This window comes from Actinophytocola sediminis, from assembly GCF_054779715.1.
The window spans coordinates 142,524-161,705 of sequence record NZ_BAAGXS010000018.1 but is presented as its reverse complement, the minus strand read 5'-3'; the positions used below and the strand labels follow the sequence as shown (position 1 = coordinate 161,705).

The following is a 19,182-nucleotide window of genomic DNA, read 5'->3' as shown; positions in this document are numbered from 1 at the left end:
GCCATGGCAACGAAACCAGCAATCGCGATCACCGGCCTCGGCGTGGTGACGCCCGCAGGCTCCACAGTGGACGAGTTCTGGGCGACGCTGCTCGCCGGGAAGTCCACGGCGGCGACGCTGAAGACCGACGTGGACATGAGCGACCACGGGGTCCGCTTCGGCTGCGCGGTGCGCGGTCTCGAGGACGTCGGGCTGCTCACCGCCAAGGAGTCCCGGCGGATGGACCCGTTCGCCAGGTTCGGCGTCACCGCCGCGCTGAGCGCCTTCCGCGACGCCGGTTCACCGACCGTCGATCCACAGCGGACGGCGATCGTGGTCGGCAACGCGGTCGGCGGCCGGCAGACCACCGACGCCGAGGTCGGCAACTACTTCCTGCACGGGCCGCACCGGGTGAACCCGTTGCTGCCACTGGTGAGCATGCCCAACGCGGCCGCGGCGCTGCTGGCGATGCGCCTCGGCTGGCACGGGCCGGCGCTCACCATCGCCACCACCTGCGCCAGCGGCGTGGACGCCATCGGGCACGCGCTGCTGATGCTGCGCGACCACCGCGCGGACATCGTGATCGCCGGCGGCGCGGAGTCGACGCTGAGCCCGGTGACCCTGGCCGCGTTCAGCAATCTCAACGCGGTGTCGGCCCGCAACGACGCGCCGGAGCTGGCCAGCAGGCCGTTCGACGCCGACCGGGACGGGTTCGTGATGGGTGAGGGCGCCGGTTTCGTCGTGCTGGAGCGGCAGGAGGACGCCATCGCCAGGGGCGCGCGTACCTACGGGCTGGTGGCCGGCTACGGCAGCACCGCCGACGCCTACCACCTGGCGATGCCGCTGCCGGACGGCTCCGCGGCGATCAGCGCGATGGAGGCGGCGATCGCCGACGCCGGGCTGGGCACGAGCGACATCGCGCACGTGAACGCGCACGGCACCTCCACCCAGCAGAACGACCGCGCCGAGGCCACCGCGCTGGCCAAGGTCTTCGGCCCCGGCGGCCCGCCGGTGACCGCGACCAAGAGCGTGATCGGCCACCTGATCGGCGCGGCCGGCGCGGTGGAGGCGATCGCGGCCACGTTGACCAACCAGCACGCCGTGGTGCCACCGACAGCCAACCACGAACGGCTGGAGCCGGGGCTGGAGATCGATGTGGTGCACGGCGCTCCCCGGTCGTTCACGCCCGGCCCCGCGCTGTCGAACTCCTTCGGCTTCGGCGGCCACAACGCCTGTCTGGTGGTGACCCCATGACCCCGGTCGCCACGCTGGTGCGCACCATCACGGTCGGCGAGCTGGCCGCCTACCGGGACGCGGTGCGCTCGGTGCTCGGCTCACCGGCACCCGACGGCGCGAGCCCCAAGGCATCCCCCGTGCACACGTTCGTCCTGGCCCACCAGGCGTTCGACCTGGCCTTCGGCAAGATCGACGCAGCCGGTCCCAACGGCGAGGAGCCGACCAGGGTCCACCTGAGCCAGGAGATCCGCGCCGACCGGCTGCTGGTGCCGGGCGAGGTGGTCACCATCGAGGTCGACCTGCTCGGTGCCCGCCGGGAGGCGGGCGGCGTGCGGGTGGCCATGCGCGCGGTACTCGTCGGCGCCGACGGGGCGACCTTCGCCGAGCTGGTCACCGGGGCCCTGCTCGGCGGCGCGGTCACCCCGGAGCCCTTCGGTGAGCTACCGCCGTTCCCCGCGCACCGCACCAAGGCCGCCCCGACTGTCCACACTCGACAGTTCGGAGTGGACCAGGTGCGGCGCTACGCGGTGGCCGCCGGCGACGAGAACCCGATCCACCTCGACGACACGGCCGCGCGGGCGGCCGGGTTCGACGGGGTCATCGCGCACGGCATGAGCCTGCTCGCGGTGGTGTGTGAGGAGATCGTCGACCGGCACGCCGGCGGGGACGCGGCCAGGGTGCGCGGCGTCGGTGTCCGGTTCTCCTCGCCGGTCCGGCCGGACGAGCCCATCGACATCACGCTGCAGCCGGACGGGAACACCGTCTGCTTCAGCTGCCGGACCCCGCAGGGGCTGGCATTGAAGGGTGGCTGGGTGACGCTCGGCGAGCCGCCCCTGCTGACCGCGACCGAAGGCACGATTGCGAGTATCTGATGGCAGAGGTCCCCGGTTTCCACGAAGCGTTCCTCACCCAGGTCGACACCCGGCCGAACGCCCCGGCGCTGGTCTGGCACGGGGAGGAGACCACCTACCGCGAACTCTACGAGATGGCGACCAAGGCCGGCGCCCAGCTGGTCGGCCTCGACCTCGCGCAGGACGAACCGGTCGGCGTGCTGGCCAAGAAGTCCCCGGCCGCCATCGCGCTGGTACTGGCGTGTGTGCTGGCCGGCCGGCGATTCCTGTTGCCCTCACCCGCGTTCGCCGAGCGGACGCTGACCGCGCTGTTCGCCAGAGGGGGCTGTCGCTACGCGCTGGTGCCCGACAGCGACCCGCTGGTCATCCCCCCGGCCGACGGGCCGCCGCCGCTGCGCGTGGTGGACCAGACCAACGTCTCGTTCATGCTGACCACCTCCGGCTCCACCGGGCTGCCCAAGGTCGTGCCGCTCAGTCAGTCCGGTGTGGACAGGTTCATCGGGTGGGCGGCGGAGACCTTCCAGATCGGCCCCGGCAGGTCGGTGCTCAACTACGCCCCGCTCAACTTCGACCTGTGCCTGCTCGACATCTGGGCGACGCTGGCGCACGGCGGCCGGGTGGTGCTGGTGGATCCCGCGCTCGCGGCCAACGGCTACCACCTGCTCGACCTGCTGTCCCGGGAGGAAGTGCATGTCGTGCAGGCGGTGCCGATGTTCTACGGGCTGCTGCTCTACGCGGTGATGGCCAGGGACCCCGAGCGCACCTTCCCCACCGTCGAGCACGTGATGTTCACCGGTGACGCCATGCCCGACTGCACGCTCGAGCAGCTGCCACCGGTGTTCCCCGCCGCCCGGCTGTACAACATCTACGGCTGCACCGAGACCAACGACAGCTTCATCCACGAGGTCGAGCGGGAGACCGCCGGCACGACCGGGGCGCTGCCCATCGGCAACCCGTTGCCAGGGGCGACGGCCGCGATCGTCGGCGCGGACGGCGAGACGCTGACCGGGTCCGGGATGGGCGAGCTGTACGTGTCCACGCCGTTCCAGACCACCGGTTACCTCAACCGGGCCGATCAGGACCACCGCTTCGGCGGCCACCCGAGCGGCTGGGACGAGCTGCGCTACTTCCGCACCGGCGACCTGGTCCGGCGCAACGCGGCCGGCGAGGTCTTCCTGGTGGGGCGCAGCGACTTCCAGGTCAAGGTGCGCGGGGTGGCGATCAACACCGCGGAGGTCGAGCGGGCGCTGGTCGACCACCCCGACGTGCTGGAGGTCGCGGTCATCACCCGGCACGACGACCTCACCGGCAACGAGTTGCTGTGTGCGGTGCGGCGCGCACCCGACAGCGGCCTGAACATCCTCGGGCTGCGCAAGCACTGCGCGCGCCGGCTGCCACGGGCCGCGATCCCCTCGGTGATGCGGATCGTCGACGAGCCACTGCCGAAGACCTCCACCGGCAAGGTCGACCGCAACGCCATCAGTTTTCCGGATGTATCGCCGACCGCTCGAGGAAGGGTGTCATGAGTAACACCGACGCTATCAAGAAGTTCCTGATCGACGAGTTCCTCCCGGACGTCAACGCCAGCGAGCTGGACGTCGAGCTCGACCTGCTCGGCGACGGGCTCATCGACAGCCTCGGCGTGCTGAAGCTGATCACCTGGCTGGAGGACAGGTTCGGCCTGACCATCGGCGACGCCGAGCTCGACCCGGACAACTTCCGCAGTATCGCGGCGATCGAGCGGTTCATCGCGGACTCCGGAAAGTCGACTGCGGCCAGGAGCTGAGCAATGAGTGGGGTACTCGACGGACTGGTCAACCAGCGCGCCGACGTCGGGCTCGACGACTGGCGGTCCTTCTGGGACCGGCTGGAGGCCGGTGAGGTCGAGCGCGGCGAGGCGGTCGCCGTGCTGTCCTCACTGGCCACCCGGCTCCCGGACCACGAGACGCTGTGCGGCCTGCTGGCGTCGTTCGACGAACGGCGCCCGCCCGCGCCGGCACGCTGGCCGGGGGCGGTCAACATCGTCGGCACCGGCGGCGGCCCGCGCACGTTCAACATCTCCACCGCGTCGGCGTTCGTCGCCGCGGCGATGGGCGTGCCGGTGGTGAAGACCGGTTCCCGCGCATACACCAGCAAGCTCGGCTCGGTCGACCTGCTGGAGAAGCTCGGTATCGGGCTCACGAAGTCGCATGTGGACACCGAGGAGTCGTTGGACCGCTTCGGGCTCGCGTTCGCCGGCCAGTTCGTCTACCCCAGCGTGCTCACCCGGTTGGCCAGGGTCATCGTGCCGACCAGCATGCGGTGGTTCGGCCGCTTCCTCAACACCGTCGGGCCGTTCATCGCCGGGCTGCCGGTGACCGCGCAGCTCACCGGGGTGTCGGCGGCCAGCCCGCTGCCGAGGCTGCGCCAGCTCGCCGGCGCGGTCGAGGACCGGACGATCTGGTTGTGCACCAACGACGCCGGCGCCGACGAGCTGCTCGGGTTCGCGCAGAACATCATCTACACCCCCGGCGGCGAGCACGCGGTGCCAAGGGGGAAGTTCACCTCCGGTGCCGGCACGCTGGCCTCGGTGGCGCCCGCCGAGGACCTGGAAGACACCCTGGCGCAGTTCCTGGACGTGCTGTCCGGCATGGCCGGGGACATCCCGACCGAGACGGTCTGCCTGAACGCCGCGGCGCTGGCCGTCGCCAGTGGACAGTTCACCGACTGGGCGCCGGCCGTGGCCGCGGCCAAGCTGGCCGTGCGCGACGGCCTGGCACGGGACCTGGCCGAGCGCATGCGCTCGGCCGGGCGGCGACCGAGGGCGGTGGCGCATGGCTGAGTTCTTCCCCGGCCGCCGGCACGCCGGCGGGTACGGTCTCGCGTTGTTCCTCAACGCGGGCGACCCGCCGCTGCCGGTGCTCGAGGACCTGGTGTCGATGCTCGACGAGTCCGGTGTGGACTGTCTGGAACTCGCGGTGCCGTTCCCCGACTCGGTCACCGACGGTCCGACCATCCGCCGGTCGGCCGACCGCGCGCTGGCCGGCGGCGTCGGGCTGGCCGAGGTGCTCGAGTTCGTCGCGCGGGTGCGGCCGCGCCTGCGCCGGCTGCGGATCGCGCTGCTGGCCGACTGGAGCTACTCGATCAAGCACCGGCCACTGCGCGCGGTCGTCGCCGACATCGCCGAGTCCGGTGTGGACGGTCTGCTGCTGCACGCCCTGCCGCCGAAGCTGCGCACCGAGTACCACGCGGTGACCGCCGAGGCCGGGCTGCCGATCGTCACCACCTGCTACCACGGGGTGTCCTCGCCACAGGTGATGGACACCGCGGCCGCCAACGCGTCGGCCTACCTGTACCTGGTGGCGCACTACGGCAAGAGCGGCACCACCGCGGCCACCGACCACCCGGCGCTCGCGGCCACCGTCGCGTCCCTTCGCCCGCGCACCCGTGCACCGATCGCCGTCGGGTTCGGGGTACGGGACCGGCAGGGCGCCGAGGCGGTCGCCGCGTGCGGCGCCGACGCGGTGATCGTCGGGTCGGCCGGGGTCGCGCGGGTGGAGAGCGCACTCGCCGCCGGCGACGACGTCGTCGCCGAGTTCAGGAACTTCGTCCGGTCCATCGCCGCGCCCGACGAGGAAATCACAACCATCACGACCGGAGGTTGACCATGATCGTCCGCAACATCGACAACGTGCCGACCGTGGAGTGGGGCAACGGCCTGAGCCGGCGCTTCCTCGTCGCCGAGGACGGGGTCGGCTACAGCGTGACCGACACCCTCGTCCGCGCCGGCACCAAGTCCCGGCTGGAGTACCGCAACCACCTCGAGACCTGTTACTGCATCGAGGGTTCCGGCGAGGTGATCGAGCTCGACGGCACCTCCCACCCGATGGTGCCCGGCACGTTGTACTCCCTCAACGAACACGACGCGCACTACCTGGTGGCGTCCCCGCACGAGGACATGCGGCTGGTGTGTGTGTTCACCCCCGCGCTGCGCGGAGACGAGGTGCACAGCCTCGACGAGCACGTCTCCTCGGCATACTAGAAGGCGGTTGCCGTGACCCGATGGAACGCGGACCAGCGCGCGCTGCGCGAGGGGCTGGCCCGGTGGTACGAGGACCTGAGCGATGGTCACGTCGAGCGGGACGAGGAAGGCGGGTTCTCCTGGGACAAGTGGAAACTGATCCGGGAGACCGGCATCCTCGGCCTGCCGTTCGACGAGCGGTGGGGCGGACTCGGTCAGGACATCCTGACGATGATGTACGTCCTGGAGGGTCTCGGTGAGGGCTGCCGCGACGGTGGTCTGAGCTTCTCGTTGACCACCACCATCTGCAGCACCGGCGTTCCACTCGAACAGTTCGGTACCGATGAACAGAAGCAGCGGTACCTGTCGCTGATCTGTTCCGGCGAGGCGATCGGCGCGCATGCCATCACCGAGGCGAGCGGCGGCTCGGATGCCATGCGCATGCTGACCAAGGCCGAGCGGGACGGTGACGAGTTCGTGCTGAACGGAAGCAAGACCTTCGTCAGCAACGCTCCCGTCGCGGACGTGTTCGTGGTGTACGCCAAGACCCGTCCGGATGCCGGCGCGCTCGGCATCACCGCCTTCCTCGTCGACCGGGACACTCCTGGGCTGTCGATCGGCAATCCCCTCAAGAAGATGGGGCTGCGGACCTCGCCGTTGTCGGAGTTGTTCTTCGACGACGTCCGGGTGCCGAAGTCCAATGTGCTCGGTCGGGTCGGCGGCGGGTTCATGGTGCTGGACTACGTGATGAAACGGGAGATCCTGTTCTCGTTCATCGTCAACGTCGGCGAGATGCAGCACCGGCTCGACCGCTGCATCGAGTACGCGAAGACCAGGGTGCAGTTCGGCAAGCCGATCGGCGCCCACCAGTCGGTCGCGAACCGGATCGTGGAGATGAAGATCAAGCTGGAGACCGCCCGCAAGTGGTTGTACGACACCGGCGAGCGACTCATGGCAGGCGAGAACGTCACCGTCGACCTCGCCATCGCCAAGCTGTTGACCAGCGAGAGCAACCTGGAGTCGAGCCTGTCCGCGGTGCAGATCTTCGGCGGGCACGGCTACATGGCAGAACACGGACTGGAGAAGGACGTGCGCAACTCGGTGGCCGGCACGATCTACTCCGGCACCACGGAGATCCAGTACAACCGCATCGCGTCGATGTTGGGGCTGGGCAAGTGACCGGCCACAACGCGGCGAAGGGTCCCTTCACTGCGCCCACCGCAGCGAAGGGACCCTTCGCTGCGGTCGGGGGACTGCTGAAGGTGTGTGGGGCCACGTCGGGGGCGGATGTGGGGGTGCTTTCTCGGGGTGGGGCGGATCTGGTGGGGTTGTGGCACGGGGTGGCCGACGGGCATGCGGAGTTGCCGTTGCCGGTGGCCGTGTCGTTGGCCGGTGCGGCGCGTGACGCCGGGCTGGAGCCGGTGCTGGTGACCTTCACCAAGGACGTCGCGCTGCTGCGGACGGTGTTGTGGCATACCGGGATCCGCTGGGTGCAGCTGCACGCCTACCAGCTGCCGGCGACCGTGGTGGCCCTGCACGCGGCCATGCCGGACAAGCTGACCGTGGTCAAGGTGCTGCACATCCGGTCGGGAACCTGCCTGGAGCGCCCGCTGATCGCGGCCTACGAGCGCGCCGGCACCGACCTGTTCCTGCTCGACACCCTCACCGACGACGGCCGGGTCGGCAGCACCGGCCGGGCGCTGGCCCCCGAGGACGCGCTCGCGGTCGCCGACCGGATCAACCGGCCGTTCCTGTTGGCCGGCGGGCTGTCCCCGGCCAACCGCGCCGACTACGACGCCGTGGTCGCCCATCCCCGCTACGCCGGTATCGACGTGGACACCGCGGCCAGGAACAGCGCCGGCCAGCTCACCGCACCGGCCGTCCAGGCCATCGCCCAGGCCTGGCACACCACCCGGCACGCCAAGGAGGCCGCATGACCGAGAGCGAGCACGCGATGAAGGACGCCTTCATCGCGTCGAGTGCGCCGAAGGCGTCCTTCATCGCGGCGCTGCTCGCGGCCAGGCGGCCGTTGATCATGGAGGTCAAGCGGCGGGACGGCAGTGGGGCCGAGCTGTTGGGCGGCCGGGGGATCGGCGAGATCGTCGCCAAGTTCACCGCGGTGGGGGCGCCCTGTGTCTCCGTGGTGACCGGACACTGGTTCGGCGGCACGGAGTCGATGCTGACCGAGGTGGCCGAACACACCGACCTGCCGATCCTGCAGAAGGACTTCATCACCAGGCGGGCACAGGTGGCCAGGGCACGGGAGCTCGGCGCGTCCGCGGTTCTGCTCACCGCGGGCCTGCTGGCCAGAACGAGCCTCGCCATGCTGGTCGACACCTGCCTGGACACCGGGATCACCCCGTTCGTCGAGGTGACCACCGAGGCCGAGATCGCCGCGGTCCCCCACCCCGACCAGTGCGTGCTCGCGGTGAACAACAAGGACATCAAGACCAGGGAACGCGAGCCAGGCGACCTGGGACGCAGCCTGCGACTGCTGCCGGCACTGGTCCGCACCGGCACCCCGTGCCCGGTCAGCGCGAGCGGCATCGGCGGCCCCGAGGTCGCGGCCGGGCTGCTGCGCGCCGGCTACGCCGGCCTGCTGGTCGGCACCACCCTGTTGCGCACCGGCGATCTCGACACCTACCTGTCCACATTGGACAGCCAGCTGGCCGAGGAGGGCACGCGATGACACACCCGACCACGCCCTGGGTCCGCCGGCTCGGCGCCGGACCCGACGCCCACCGGCTGGTGTGCTTCCCCTACGCGGGCGGCACGGCCAAGTACTACCTGCCCTACGCCCGCTCACTGGCCGCCGACGCGCAGGTGCTCGCCATCCAGTACCCCGGCCGCCAGGAACGCCGCGACGAGCCCCCGATCGACGACCTCGACGAGCTGACCCGGCAGGTCGTGGACGCGGTGCTGCCGCTGACCGACCGGCCGGTGACCTTCTTCGGCCACAGCATGGGCGCCGCGCTCGCCTTCGAGGTCGCCAGGCAGCTGGAGGGCAAGGGCGTGGTGCTCGCCGGGCTGTTCGTCTCCGGCAGACGCGCGCCGTCGCACCATCGCTTCGAGCGCACCCACCTGCTCGACGACCAGCGACTGCTCGACTCGGTGCGGCGGCTGGCCGGGGTCAGCGCCCGGCTCCCCGGCTTCGACACCTTCGCCCGCAACGCCCTGCCGCTGATCCGTGTCGACTACCGGGCCGCGGAGACCTACCAGTACGTCCCCGGGCCGCCGCTTTCCTGCCCACTCACCGCGCTCACCGGCGACGCCGACCCACTGGCCGCCGTCGAGGAGGTCGCGTCCTGGCGCGACCACACCACCGGCCGGTTCCGGTTGCGGGTGTTCGGCGGCGGTCACTTCTATCTCGATGAGCACCGGGCCCCCATCGTCGACCTGCTCGCCGAACACCTGGCAACCGGAACCTGAGGCCACGGTTCAGGACGCGGTGGTCAGCACCTGCCCGCTGGTGTGCTGGCGGTGCAGCACCGGGTCGGAGTTGAGCACCGCCCGCTGCAGCCGCTGGATCCACACCGATGGCTCCAGCCCGAGCTCGTCCACCATCGTCGCGCGCAGCTTCCGGAAGATCTCCAACGCCCGCCACTGCCGGCCGGACCGGTACTGCGCGATCATGTACTGCGCGCAGAGCCGCTCGTTCATCGGATACCGCGCGGTCAACTCGGCCAGCTCACTGAGCAGCAGGTGATGGCGGCCGAGCCACAGGTCAGCGTCCATTGTGTCCTCCAGCACGCCGAGCCTGCTCTCCTCAAGGCGATTCACGTGCACGCTGAGCGGATGCCCGGCCGCCACGTCGACCAGCGCCGGCCCGCGCCACATGGCCAACGCCCGGCGCATGGAGTCCGACGCCGCCTGGTAGTCGTCGCGCGCCATCTCCTGCAAACCCTTGCGCGCCAACACCTCGTAGTGGCCGGCGTCCAGGTCCCGGCGGTCGATCCGCAGCGAGTACCCGGTGTGCCTGGTGACCAGCAAGGTCTTGCCGACGTCGGACTTGCTCATGCCGAGCGCGTCCCCGATGCGTTGCCGCAGGTGCAGGATGTAGGTCTGTAACGTCTGTTGCGAGGTTTCCGGAGGCTCGTCGCCCCACAGCTCCTCCAGCAGCACGCGCACCGACACGATCTCGCCGGCGTGCAGCGCGAGTAACGCGAGCACCTGCCGGTGTTTGGCCGCGCTCGGGGTGATCGAGTCGCCGTTCACGTAGGTCTCCAGCGGCCCAAGCACGTTGATCTGCATGGCCATTACCTCCCAAGCTCGGCCGGGTTGGGATGTCGGGCGACTGGCCGAAGCACTGGGGTAACGCTCGCAGAATGGTCGAGCGGCCGGCAGTGAGCAGGGCACGAAGGCCGATGTGAAAACTCCGCCGACCGGGTATGAGGAATACATACCCGGCCCATGATCGGGACACTGGCTGGGGTCCCCGGCTGGCCCGACACTTTCAGACATGACCGTGCGGTCGTAAACACTCGAGTCCATGAGGGAGCAACTATGTCCGCCCCCGCAGCTTCGCACATCATCCTCCGGTTGGCCGGGATCACCTACGTGGGGCGTGTGGCATGACCGGCACCGAGGTCGGCTCCGAACTCGTCGGCTTCAAGCGGCACCTCCGGGCCGAGGTCGGCAACGGGATCACCTACCTGTTCTCCGAGCGCGGCATGACCACCTTGCGGGGCGCGGACATCTCGACCATCACCCCCCTGCTCGACGGCACCCGCAGCCTGGACGAGCTCCTCGACGACACCCCGCAGGACATGCCGAGGGAGAAGGTCGAGGCCGTGGTCAACCAGCTCAGCGAGGCCGGGCTGATCTCGGTGCGCCGACCGGACACCAACCTCAACGCCGACGAGCCGACACTGGCCTACTGGGACACCGTCGGCCTCAACGCCGACGAGGCGGTCGCCGGCACGATCACCAAGTCGATCGCGTTGTTCACCGTCGGCGAGGTCGACACGGTCGCGGCCTGGTCGGCGTTCCGCGCGGCCGGGCTCGCGGTGACCGCCGGACTGCCGCTGGACCCGGCGCACCTGGACGTCGACCTGCCGATCGTGCTCTGCGACGACTACCTCAACCCCTGCCTCGGCGAGATGTCCGAGGCGATGCAGGTCGTCGGCATCCCGTGGCTGCTGGCCAAACCCGCGGGCGCGCAGCTGTGGATCGGCCCGTTCTTCGAGCCGGGGACCGCGACGGCCAGTTGCTGGTACTGCCTGGCCAACCGGCTCCAGCAGCACCGGCTGGCCGAGACCTGCGCGGTCGACGAGCTCGGCCGCGCCGGCCCGATCTCGCCGCCGATGGCCTCGGTGACCCCGCTGTCCAGCGCGGCCATGGACCTGGTCGCCCTGGAGGCCACCAAGTGGCTGGCCGGCCAGCGCTACCCCGGCCAGCGCGCCGTGTGGGTCATGGACAGCGTCAACCTGGCCACCCGCCACCACGAGATGCGCGGCCGCCCCCAGTGCCAGCACTGCGGCGACCCGGACCTGATGCGCGACCAGGCCGCCCGGCCGGTGGTCCTCGGTCCCCGGCCAAAGGCGCCCGGCGGCGGGCACCGCGCGCTGACCCCGGAGCAGACCCTGGCGCGCTACCAGCACCTGGTCAGCCCGGTCACCGGCGTGATCAAGGAGATCCACCGCGACCGGCGTGGACCGGCGCTGTTCCAGTCCTACCGCTCCGGGCAGAACTCCGCGCAGGGCGTCCGGTCGCTGGACGTGCTGCGCGCGACGCTGCGGATGGAGAACGGCGGCAAGGGCGTCACCGCGCTGGAGGCCGAGGTCGGCGCGCTGTGCGAGGCGGTGGAGCGCTACTGCGGCACTTTCCAGGGCGACGAGACCCGCATCCGGGGCAGCCTGGACTCGCTCGGCGAGAGCGCCGTCGACCCGCGTACCTGCCAGGGGTTCCACGACCGCCAGTTCCGCGACCGGACCGGCTGGAACGCGAGCCACTCGCCGTTCCAGCACGTCTGCGACCCGTTCGAGAACGACGCCGAGCTGGACTGGTCGCCGGTGTGGTCGATGACCGCGCAGACCCACCGGCTGCTGCCGACCGGGATGCTCTACTTCGGCGCCCCGGTCGAGCAGGGCCCGCGTTTCGTGCAGGCCGACTCCAACGGCAACGCGGCCGGCAGCAGCGTCGAGGACGCCGTGCTGCAGGCGCTGCTCGAGCTGATCGAACGCGACGCGGTCGCCCTGTGGTGGTACAACAGGACCGCGATGCCCGGCGTCGACCTCGACGCGTTCGGCGATCCGTGGGTGGACGAGGTGCGACGCGCCTACGCCGATCTGGGCCGCGAGGTCTGGGTGCTCGACGTCACCTCCGACCTGGGCATTCCGGCGATGGCCGCGGTGACGCGGCGCACCGGCGCCGACCGCGAGGACATCATGTTCGGCTTCGGCGCCCATCTGGACCCGAGGGTCGCCCTGCGCCGTGCGCTGACCGAGCTCAACCAGCTGATGCCGGCGATGATCGCGAAGGGAGACGGTGACCGGTACGAGTGCGACGATCCCGACGCCCTGCGCTGGTGGCGCGAGGCGACGGTGGCCAACCAGCCCTACCTCGCGCCCGACCAGGGCGTCGCGGGCCGAGGGCCGGGCGACTACGCCTACGAGCCGACCGCCGACCTCAACGAGGACGTCAAGCGGATCCACGCGCTGCTGGTGGCCAGGGACATGGAGGTCCTGGTGCTCGACCAGAGCCGGCCCGACGTCGGCATGCCGGTGGTCAAGGTCATCGTGCCCGGCCTGCGGCACTTCTGGGCCCGGTTCGGCCCCGGCCGCCTCTACGACGTCCCCGTCCAGCTCGGCCGACTCACCGAGCCGACGACCTACGAGGAGCTCAACCCGTTCCCGCTGTTCATGTGATCTCTCGCCGTACATGGCACCCGGCGGTGTCGCCGGGTGCCATGTCATGCGCGCGCCGGTACCAGCGTCGGTGCCGGTGAAACCGCCAAGGAGCACACCGCCATGCCCACCGAGGCCGATCAGCCAGTTCCCGCCCGAGTCCATCTGCGGTCGCTGAGCGAGGACGTCCTGATCGAGCAGCCGGATCAGGGGGAGTCGCGGCTGCGCGCGGTGACCAGGTGGGGCGAGTTCGTCATCGACGAGGTGACCGCCCCGATCCGCGACGCACTCGAGCGGATGAGCATGGGCCCCAACTCGGTGACCAACATCGAGCCGCCGACCCCGGACGAGCGGGCCAGGCTCACCCGGATCCTGGACACCCTGAGCGGCTCGGTGGTGCACACCCTGCATCTGGACGACGGCGGCGGCGAGTTGCTGTCGGTGGTGCCAACGGCCGAGCGCGCGCGGTTCCGGATGGTCACCGTCGACCACGGCCAACCGCTGCGGCTGTCCCGGTTCGCGGCGATCCGCACCGGGCGTGACGAGCTGGTGCTGGAGTCCTCGGTCGCGCCGTTCCAGGTCGCGCTGCACCGGGCGCTGGCCTACCGGGTGGTGATCTCGCTGGGCATCGCCACCTCGGTCACCGAGCTCGCCAGCACGCTGCGGGTGCCGCTGCCGGTGGTCACCGACCTGGTCGGCTACCTGGTCGCCGCCGGGGTGGTGCTGCTGGGCAGCTGGCTGCCGGCCGGCTCCCCGCCCGGCGCGACCTTCGGCGAGGACATCGACCCGACGCTGGCCAAGTGGTCCCACCACGACCTGATGTTCCACGCGCGCACCAGGAACGGCCACGACCCGCAGGCCAGGCCGCCGGCCGCCGGAGGCGATCCACCGCCGCCGGTGACCAAGCCGGTGCCGGCCGGCCCGCGCTTCTCCCTCTACCGCCCGCAGCCGGGCGAGCTGGCCGACCACGAGCCGTCGCTGACCGAGGTCATCGAGGCCGACCAGGTGTGCCCGAAGGTCTCCGACCGGCCGCTCGAGCGGCGCCAGCTCGGCGAGCTGCTCTACCGGGCCGCGCGGGTCAGGTCGGTGTCCGCCTCGCCGGTCTCCGGGGTGACCTACGAGACCTCGGAGCGGCCGTACCTGAGCATCGCCGGGCTGTACGAGTTGGAGCTGTACCTGACCATCAACCGGTGCGCCGAGTTGCCGCGCGGGATCTACCACTACGATCCCACCGGTCACTTCCTGACGCTGATCAACGATTCCGAGACCGATCTGGAGCGGTTGTTGGACAGTGCGAAGATTGCCGCGCGCCGCGACGAGCGACCCTCGGCGCTGATCACGGTCACCGCCAGGGCCGACCGGCTGCTGTCGCTGGCCAGCGGCGCCGGTTATGCGACAACGCTGATGCATCTCGGGGCGCTGCAACAGACATTGCATCTGGTGGCGACTGTGGCCGGTCTGGCCTCCTGCCCTCTTTCGCTGGACACCAGCGACTCCACCGATCGGGCGCTTCGACTCGACTGGCCGACGGAGGTCGGCATCGGCGAATGCATCATCGGGCACCGGGATCAGCCTTAATTGGCAACCGGGCGCGGTATCAATTTCGGATAACTTCCGTATACTGTGGTAACGAACGTTACTGCGCTACCGGCGCGCCACGACAGGGGAACCGTCATGGAGGACGACTTAATGTCGTCGAAAGTCGACGACAGTTCACCCGCACGTAACCGATCCAATATGGCGCCGGTCCTGGCCAACACCGTTCTGGTAACGGTGTTTATCGGTTTTTGCGTGGTCTCCTCCATCGGCATTGTCAGCACCATGCGCAGCACGATCACGATCGTACTGTCCTTCGTGTACACAGTCGCCCTGCTGGCGTTGCAACTGGCCTATTTCAGCAGGGCGACGAATCGCTTTCGTTCACCTGTCGTCTATCTCGCGCTGTTCGCGCAGGCATGCCTGGTCTACCTGCCGCTGCTGCAGTACGGCGAGGCCTGGCTGTCCCGCCCCGGCTTCCTGGCCGGGAGTGTCCTACTGGCACTGAGCCCGCCCGCCGCGGTGCCGCTGTTCATCGTGGTGGTCGCCAGCATGGGTGTGGTGCAGGGTGAGCTGACCGGCTCCGGCGTCGACATCGCCTACACCACGGTCTCCACGGTGATCACCGGGCTGGTGGTGTTCGGCCTGAGCAGGCTCACCAAGCTGGTGCACGAGTTACACGTGGCGCGCAACGAGCTCGCGCAGCTGGCGGTGGCCAAGGAGCGGCTGCGCTTCGCCAGGGACCTGCACGACCTGCTCGGCATGAGCCTGTCGGCGATCACCCTCAAGAGCGAGCTCACCAGCAGGCTGATCGCCGACCACCCGACCAAGGCCAGCGAGGAGCTCGCCGCGATCCTGACGGTGTCGCGCCAGGCGCTGGCCGACGTCCGATCGGTGGCCAGCGGCTACCACCGGCTCTCGCTCAACGAGGAGTGCGACTCCGCGGAGTCGGTACTGGTCACCGCGGACGTCGAGGTCACGCTGGTCCGCGACTACGGCGAGCTGCCGGCCAACGTCAGCACCCTGCTGGCCACGGTGCTGCGCGAAGGGGTCACCAACATCCTGCGCCACAGCAAGGCCGAGCAGTGCGACATCGCGATCCGCCAGGAGGCGGACGCGGTGCGGATCGAGATGATCAACGACGGCGCCCAGCGGGAACCCGACCAGGAGTCCGCCTACTACGGCGCGGGGGGCAGCGGGTTGCGCAACCTGTCCGAACGCCTGGCGGCGGCCTGCGGCGAGCTGCTCACCGAACAGCTCGACGAGGACCGGTTCCGGCTCGTGGCAACGATTCCCCTGCTCAAGTCCGACGCCTCAGCCGGCGGCTCGGTCACCACCAGCCGGCGTCCTTGGCGCCTCGGCTAGCGCACCCGGCCACAAATCACCCGATCACAACCAGCCGGCGTCCTTGGCGATGCGGATGGCGTCGACCCGGTTGCGCGCGTTGAGCTTGGTCACCACGGTCGTCATGTAGTTGCGCACGGTGCCCGCGGACAGGAACAGCCTGGCGGCGATGTCCACGGCGTTGGCACCGCCCTCGGTCATCCGCAGCACCTCGAGCTCGCGGCTGGTGAGCGGGCACTCCTCGGAGTCCCAGGCGGCCAGCGCGAGCTCGCTGTCGATGACCCGCCTGCCGACGGAGACCTCGCGAATGGCGTTGGCGAGCTTCTCGGCCGGCGCGTCCTTGAGGATGAAGCCGTTGACCCTGGCCGACAGCGCGCGCCGTAACGTGCCGGGACGGCCGAGACTGGTCAGGATGAGGGTGCGGCAGCTCGGCAGCTGCTCGTGCAGCTCCATCGCCGCGGAGAGCCCGTCCTTGCCGGGCAGGTCGATGTCGATGACCGCCACGTCGGGCTTGAACTCGAGGGCGGCCGGCAGGATCCCGGTGCCGAAGGCCACCTCGGAGACGACGTCGGTGCCGGCACCGGCGCGAACTTCGCCTACTACCCGGCCACGGTGACCCGCGTCCTGGCGGTGGAGCCGGAACCCCGGCTGCGCGCGCTCGCCGAGCAGGCCGCACGCGCCGCCCCGGTCCCGGTCGAGGTGGTCGACGGGCTGGCGCAGCGGCTGCCCGTCGAGGACGCCACCGCCGACACGGTGGTGTGCGCGCTGGTGCTCTGCTCGGTGCCCGACCAGGCGGCCGCGCTGGCCGAGATCCGCCGGATCCTGCGCCCCAGCGGGCGGTTCCGGTTCCTCGAGCACGTCCGGGCGGACACCGCGGGCATGATCCGCTTGCAACGGTTCCTGGACGCCACGCTCTGGCCGCTGGTGGTCGGCGGCTGCCACACCGGCCGGGACACCGTCGCGGCCGTGGAACAGGCCGGGTTCACCCTCGACCGCCTCGACCGCTTCCAGTTCCCCCCGGTACGCACCCCCGCCTCCAGCCACGTGCTCGGCATGACGACGCGTTAATGCGTTCGGCGGTGTGGGTGGGTGAGTGCCAGGATTCGTGGGCATGACTGTTTCTGACCCGAAGACGGACCTGCACAGCTACCTGCAGGAGGGGCGGGATGCCCTGCTGTGGAAGCTCGACGGGCTCTCCGAGTACGACATCCGTCGCCCGCTGACCCCGACCGGAACCAACCTGCTCGGTCTGGTCAAACACGTCGCCAGCTGCGAGGCCGGGTACCTCGGCGACACCTTCGACCGCCCGTTCGGGCAGGACCTGCCCTGGTTCGCGCCGGACGCGGAGCCCAACGCGGACATGTGGGCAACCGCGGCGGAGTCCCGCGCGGACATCGTCGGGCTGTACCGGCAGGTGTGGGCGAACTCGGACGAGACCATCCGGACCACCGCGCTGGAGGCCGTCGGCCGGGTGCCGCACTGGCCGGCCGAACGCCAGCGGATCACCCTGCACCGCGCGCTGACACACATGATCGTCGAGACCCACCGGCACGCGGGGCACGCCGACATCGTCCGGGAGCTGGTCGACGGCGCGGCCGGGATGCTGGCGGGCAAGGACAACCTGCCGGCGGGCGACCGGCAGTGGTGGGCCGACTACCGCGACCGGGTGGAGAAATCCGCGCAGGCGGCGTCGGCCGAGTAAGCGGCAACGTTCGCCGGCACACTTTCAGCAGGGGGCGGACTACCGCGACCGAGTGGAGGAATCCGCACAGGCGGCGTCGGCCGAATGAGCCGCCAGCGTCCGCCGGCACACCTTTCCGGTGGGGCCCAACGGTAGTTCGGCCAGCAGCACCAGGCGCTCCGGCAGCTTCCCGCGTTCCAGACCACGTTCCCGCTCGAGGAAACCGGTCAGCTCGGCCAACGTCGGCGCCGGCAGCGACGGTCGCGGTTGGACATACGCGCACACCCGCTCGCCGAGGTCGTCGTCGGCGACCGGCAGGCACGCCACGTCCGCCACCGCCGGGTGCGCGCCCAGGTGCCGCTCGACCTCGGCCAGGCTGATGTTCTGCCCGCCCCGCACGGCCACCTGCCGCAGCCGGCCGACCACGTGCAGGGTGCCGGTCTCGTCGAGCACCCCCCGGTCCCCGGTGCGCACCCAGCCGCCCGGCAGCCGGTAGCGGCCGTCGAGCTCGATCGAGCCGACGTGGCACAGCGGGGTCATCGGGCCGAGTGCCTGGATCTCCCCGGCCACCACCCGGATGTCGACCACCGCCTGGTCCGGCACGCCGACGCCCGCGCCGGGGGTGCTGGTGTGGCAGTTGACCCCATCCGACGAGCCGTACACGTTGATCACCTGGCAGCCGAACCGGCGCCGGCAGTCCTCGACGGTGCCGGCGGGCAGCTCCGCGCCACTGGCCACCAGGCCGCACAGGGACGACAGGTCCTCGCCGGGCGCACTGGCCGCGTGCGCCATCCGGCGCAGCATCGTCGGCACGCCAAACACGTGCGCCGGCCGGTGCCGGGTGATCGCCCGCAGCGCCTCGTCCTGGTCGAACGCGCCGGCCAGGACCAGCGTCCCGCCGTGCGCGGCGATGGTCGCCGGCACGCCGAAGGAGCCGAACGCCGAGGCCAGCGGCACCAGCACCAGGTCGACCGGGTCGGTGCCGCGGACCGCGCGCAGGTAGTTGGCCCGCCCGCCGACCAGCGCGTTGTGCGAGTAGGCGACCATCTTCGGCTCGGCCTCCGAGCCGGAGGAGACCAGTATCCGAGCCGGCGCCTCCGGGTCGACCGGCGTCGGCTGGAAGCTCGGGTCGGCCGGTAGTCCGGCCAGCGCCGGGCCCAGTTCCAGCACGGTCCGCAGCCGGGGCAGCTCGTGGCGCACCGACCGCACCGCGGCCGCCAGCTCGGCGGTGCCGGTGATGACGGCCCGTGCCCGCGCCCGGCCGAGCAGGCTCACGGTGTCCCTGGTCCCCCTGGCCGGCGGGTAGGGCAGGGCGAGCGCCCCGAGCGCGGCGACCGCCAGCTCGGCGACCACGGCGCCCCGGCTGTTGGGCGCCTGGAGCGCGATCACGTCCCGCGGCCCCAGACCCGCCCCGGCGAGCACCTCGGCGAGCCCCCGCGCCCGCGCGTCGAGCTCGCCGTAGGTCAGCGCCCCGGTCCCGTCGACCACCGCGACCCGCTCCGGCTGGTCCGCGACCCGCCGCCGGAACATCGAGTACAGGTCAAGATCCGGGCAGTGCCCCTGACGAACCCACCGCCGCCGCAGATACCCCGGCACCAGATCCCGTACCACCACCCCCTCCCCAGACACCCAGATCCCGCTCACCCACAGCCTCCCGTCACCCGCAGCGAAGGGTCCCTTCGCTGCGTCCAGTGCAGTGAAGGGACCCTT

At 70.8% G+C, this 19,182-nt stretch carries 20 protein-coding genes; 16 read left to right on the top strand and 4 right to left on the bottom strand.

Annotation, left to right across the window (positions count from 1 at the left end):
- The first annotated feature begins 3 nt into the window (after positions 1 to 3).
- Genes ACYVIP_RS11095 through ACYVIP_RS11045 form a run of 11 tightly spaced genes read left to right on the top strand, consistent with a single transcriptional unit; the run spans position 4 to position 9,495 of the window.
- A complete protein-coding gene (locus ACYVIP_RS11095) occupies positions 4 to 1,233 on the top strand; it encodes a beta-ketoacyl-[acyl-carrier-protein] synthase family protein (RefSeq protein ID WP_460394887.1) in 1,230 nt (409 codons plus the stop codon).
- The gene (locus tag ACYVIP_RS11090) at positions 1,230 to 2,087 is read left to right on the top strand and encodes a MaoC/PaaZ C-terminal domain-containing protein (RefSeq protein ID WP_460394885.1); all 858 of its coding nucleotides are present in this window, start codon (positions 1,230 to 1,232) and stop codon (positions 2,085 to 2,087) included. Before ACYVIP_RS11095 ends, ACYVIP_RS11090 begins: the two co-directional genes overlap by 4 nt.
- A complete protein-coding gene (locus ACYVIP_RS11085; RefSeq protein ID WP_460394883.1) occupies positions 2,087 to 3,592 on the top strand; it encodes an AMP-binding protein in 1,506 nt (501 codons plus the stop codon). Before ACYVIP_RS11090 ends, ACYVIP_RS11085 begins: the two co-directional genes overlap by 1 nt.
- The gene (locus tag ACYVIP_RS11080; protein WP_460394881.1) at positions 3,589 to 3,852 is read left to right on the top strand and encodes an acyl carrier protein; all 264 of its coding nucleotides are present in this window, start codon (positions 3,589 to 3,591) and stop codon (positions 3,850 to 3,852) included. The genes ACYVIP_RS11085 and ACYVIP_RS11080 overlap by 4 nt, the downstream gene beginning before the upstream one ends.
- 3 nt (positions 3,853 to 3,855) lie before the next feature.
- Positions 3,856 to 4,887 carry an anthranilate phosphoribosyltransferase gene (locus ACYVIP_RS11075; RefSeq protein WP_460394879.1) on the top strand — a complete coding sequence of 344 codons (1,032 nt, stop codon included), beginning with the start codon at positions 3,856 to 3,858 and terminating at the stop codon, positions 4,885 to 4,887.
- Positions 4,880 to 5,710: a tryptophan synthase subunit alpha gene (gene trpA / locus ACYVIP_RS11070; RefSeq protein ID WP_460394877.1), complete on the top strand. Its 831-nt coding sequence runs from the start codon at positions 4,880 to 4,882 to the stop codon at positions 5,708 to 5,710. The genes ACYVIP_RS11075 and trpA overlap by 8 nt, the downstream gene beginning before the upstream one ends.
- A 2-nt stretch (positions 5,711 to 5,712) precedes the next feature.
- Complete coding sequence (locus ACYVIP_RS11065; RefSeq protein ID WP_460394875.1) at positions 5,713 to 6,087, top strand: ectoine synthase; 375 nt, start codon at positions 5,713 to 5,715, stop codon at positions 6,085 to 6,087.
- Positions 6,088 to 6,099: 12 nt separating this feature from the next.
- On the top strand, positions 6,100 to 7,245 hold the full coding sequence (locus ACYVIP_RS11060) for an acyl-CoA dehydrogenase family protein (protein WP_460394873.1): 1,146 nt from the start codon (positions 6,100 to 6,102) through the stop codon (positions 7,243 to 7,245).
- Positions 7,242 to 8,003 (top strand): phosphoribosylanthranilate isomerase, encoded by a 762-nt coding sequence (trpF, locus tag ACYVIP_RS11055; RefSeq protein WP_460394872.1) that lies wholly within the window; start codon positions 7,242 to 7,244, stop codon positions 8,001 to 8,003. Before ACYVIP_RS11060 ends, trpF begins: the two co-directional genes overlap by 4 nt.
- Positions 8,000 to 8,755, top strand: coding sequence for a beta/alpha barrel domain-containing protein (locus ACYVIP_RS11050; protein ID WP_460394870.1), 756 nt, complete (start codon positions 8,000 to 8,002; stop codon positions 8,753 to 8,755). Before trpF ends, ACYVIP_RS11050 begins: the two co-directional genes overlap by 4 nt.
- Positions 8,752 to 9,495: a thioesterase II family protein gene (locus tag ACYVIP_RS11045; protein ID WP_460394868.1), complete on the top strand. Its 744-nt coding sequence runs from the start codon at positions 8,752 to 8,754 to the stop codon at positions 9,493 to 9,495. Before ACYVIP_RS11050 ends, ACYVIP_RS11045 begins: the two co-directional genes overlap by 4 nt.
- Positions 9,496 to 9,504: 9 nt before the next feature.
- On the opposite strand, the gene ACYVIP_RS11040 is transcribed toward ACYVIP_RS11045, so the two are convergent.
- A complete protein-coding gene (locus tag ACYVIP_RS11040) occupies positions 9,505 to 10,317 on the bottom strand; it encodes an AfsR/SARP family transcriptional regulator (RefSeq protein WP_460394866.1) in 813 nt (270 codons plus the stop codon).
- Between the two features lie 320 nt (positions 10,318 to 10,637).
- Here ACYVIP_RS11040 and ACYVIP_RS11035 point away from each other — a divergent pair, with 320 nt between their 5' ends.
- Entirely contained in the window at positions 10,638 to 12,932 is a 2,295-nt protein-coding gene (locus ACYVIP_RS11035; RefSeq protein WP_460394864.1) for a TOMM precursor leader peptide-binding protein, read from the top strand.
- Positions 12,933 to 13,034: 102 nt separating this feature from the next.
- Positions 13,035 to 14,489, top strand: coding sequence for a SagB family peptide dehydrogenase (locus ACYVIP_RS11030; protein ID WP_460394862.1), 1,455 nt, complete (start codon positions 13,035 to 13,037; stop codon positions 14,487 to 14,489).
- Here the strand turns inward: ACYVIP_RS11030 and ACYVIP_RS11025 are convergent.
- Positions 14,486 to 14,749, bottom strand: a complete 264-nt coding sequence (locus ACYVIP_RS11025) for a hypothetical protein (RefSeq protein ID WP_460394859.1) — start codon at positions 14,747 to 14,749, stop codon at positions 14,486 to 14,488. The two genes, ACYVIP_RS11030 and ACYVIP_RS11025, sit on opposite strands and share 4 nt — an antisense overlap.
- Here ACYVIP_RS11025 and ACYVIP_RS11020 point away from each other — a divergent pair.
- The gene (locus ACYVIP_RS11020) at positions 14,733 to 15,812 is read left to right on the top strand and encodes a sensor histidine kinase (RefSeq protein WP_460394855.1); all 1,080 of its coding nucleotides are present in this window, start codon (positions 14,733 to 14,735) and stop codon (positions 15,810 to 15,812) included. The genes ACYVIP_RS11025 and ACYVIP_RS11020 overlap by 17 nt on opposite strands.
- Positions 15,813 to 15,836: 24 nt before the next feature.
- Here the strand turns inward: ACYVIP_RS11020 and ACYVIP_RS11015 are convergent, their stop codons facing one another.
- On the bottom strand, positions 15,837 to 16,460 hold the full coding sequence (locus tag ACYVIP_RS11015; RefSeq protein ID WP_460395213.1) for a response regulator transcription factor: 624 nt from the start codon (positions 16,458 to 16,460) through the stop codon (positions 15,837 to 15,839).
- Between ACYVIP_RS11015 and ACYVIP_RS11010 the strand changes: the two genes are divergently transcribed.
- Together ACYVIP_RS11010 and ACYVIP_RS11005 are read left to right on the top strand one after the other, a co-directional pair.
- Positions 16,404 to 16,859 carry a class I SAM-dependent methyltransferase gene (locus tag ACYVIP_RS11010; RefSeq protein WP_460394852.1) on the top strand — a complete coding sequence of 152 codons (456 nt, stop codon included), beginning with the start codon at positions 16,404 to 16,406 and terminating at the stop codon, positions 16,857 to 16,859. The two genes, ACYVIP_RS11015 and ACYVIP_RS11010, sit on opposite strands and share 57 nt — an antisense overlap.
- 43 nt (positions 16,860 to 16,902) lie before the next feature.
- Positions 16,903 to 17,493: a DinB family protein gene (locus ACYVIP_RS11005; RefSeq protein ID WP_460394849.1), complete on the top strand. Its 591-nt coding sequence runs from the start codon at positions 16,903 to 16,905 to the stop codon at positions 17,491 to 17,493.
- Positions 17,494 to 17,532: 39 nt separating this feature from the next.
- Here ACYVIP_RS11005 and ACYVIP_RS11000 read toward each other — a convergent pair whose 3' ends face one another.
- Entirely contained in the window at positions 17,533 to 19,116 is a 1,584-nt protein-coding gene (locus ACYVIP_RS11000) for a class I adenylate-forming enzyme family protein (RefSeq protein ID WP_460394847.1), read from the bottom strand.
- Positions 19,117 to 19,182 lie beyond the last annotated feature (66 nt).

Coding starts and splice junctions, on each gene's coding strand:
- ACYVIP_RS11005 (WP_460394849.1), top strand. CDS start 16,903: ATGACTGTTTCTGACCCGAAGACGGACCTGCACAGCTACCTGCAGGAG.
- ACYVIP_RS11050 (WP_460394870.1), top strand. CDS start 8,000: ATGACCGAGAGCGAGCACGCGATGAAGGACGCCTTCATCGCGTCGAGT.
- ACYVIP_RS11075 (WP_460394879.1), top strand. CDS start 3,856: ATGAGTGGGGTACTCGACGGACTGGTCAACCAGCGCGCCGACGTCGGG.
- ACYVIP_RS11040 (WP_460394866.1), bottom strand. CDS start 10,317: ATGCAGATCAACGTGCTTGGGCCGCTGGAGACCTACGTGAACGGCGAC.
- ACYVIP_RS11030 (WP_460394862.1), top strand. CDS start 13,035: ATGCCCACCGAGGCCGATCAGCCAGTTCCCGCCCGAGTCCATCTGCGG.
- ACYVIP_RS11020 (WP_460394855.1), top strand. CDS start 14,733: ATGCGCAGCACGATCACGATCGTACTGTCCTTCGTGTACACAGTCGCC.
- ACYVIP_RS11095 (WP_460394887.1), top strand. CDS start 4: ATGGCAACGAAACCAGCAATCGCGATCACCGGCCTCGGCGTGGTGACG.
- ACYVIP_RS11045 (WP_460394868.1), top strand. CDS start 8,752: ATGACACACCCGACCACGCCCTGGGTCCGCCGGCTCGGCGCCGGACCC.
- trpA (WP_460394877.1), top strand. CDS start 4,880: ATGGCTGAGTTCTTCCCCGGCCGCCGGCACGCCGGCGGGTACGGTCTC.
- ACYVIP_RS11035 (WP_460394864.1), top strand. CDS start 10,638: ATGACCGGCACCGAGGTCGGCTCCGAACTCGTCGGCTTCAAGCGGCAC.
- ACYVIP_RS11065 (WP_460394875.1), top strand. CDS start 5,713: ATGATCGTCCGCAACATCGACAACGTGCCGACCGTGGAGTGGGGCAAC.
- ACYVIP_RS11090 (WP_460394885.1), top strand. CDS start 1,230: ATGACCCCGGTCGCCACGCTGGTGCGCACCATCACGGTCGGCGAGCTG.
- ACYVIP_RS11085 (WP_460394883.1), top strand. CDS start 2,087: ATGGCAGAGGTCCCCGGTTTCCACGAAGCGTTCCTCACCCAGGTCGAC.
- ACYVIP_RS11080 (WP_460394881.1), top strand. CDS start 3,589: ATGAGTAACACCGACGCTATCAAGAAGTTCCTGATCGACGAGTTCCTC.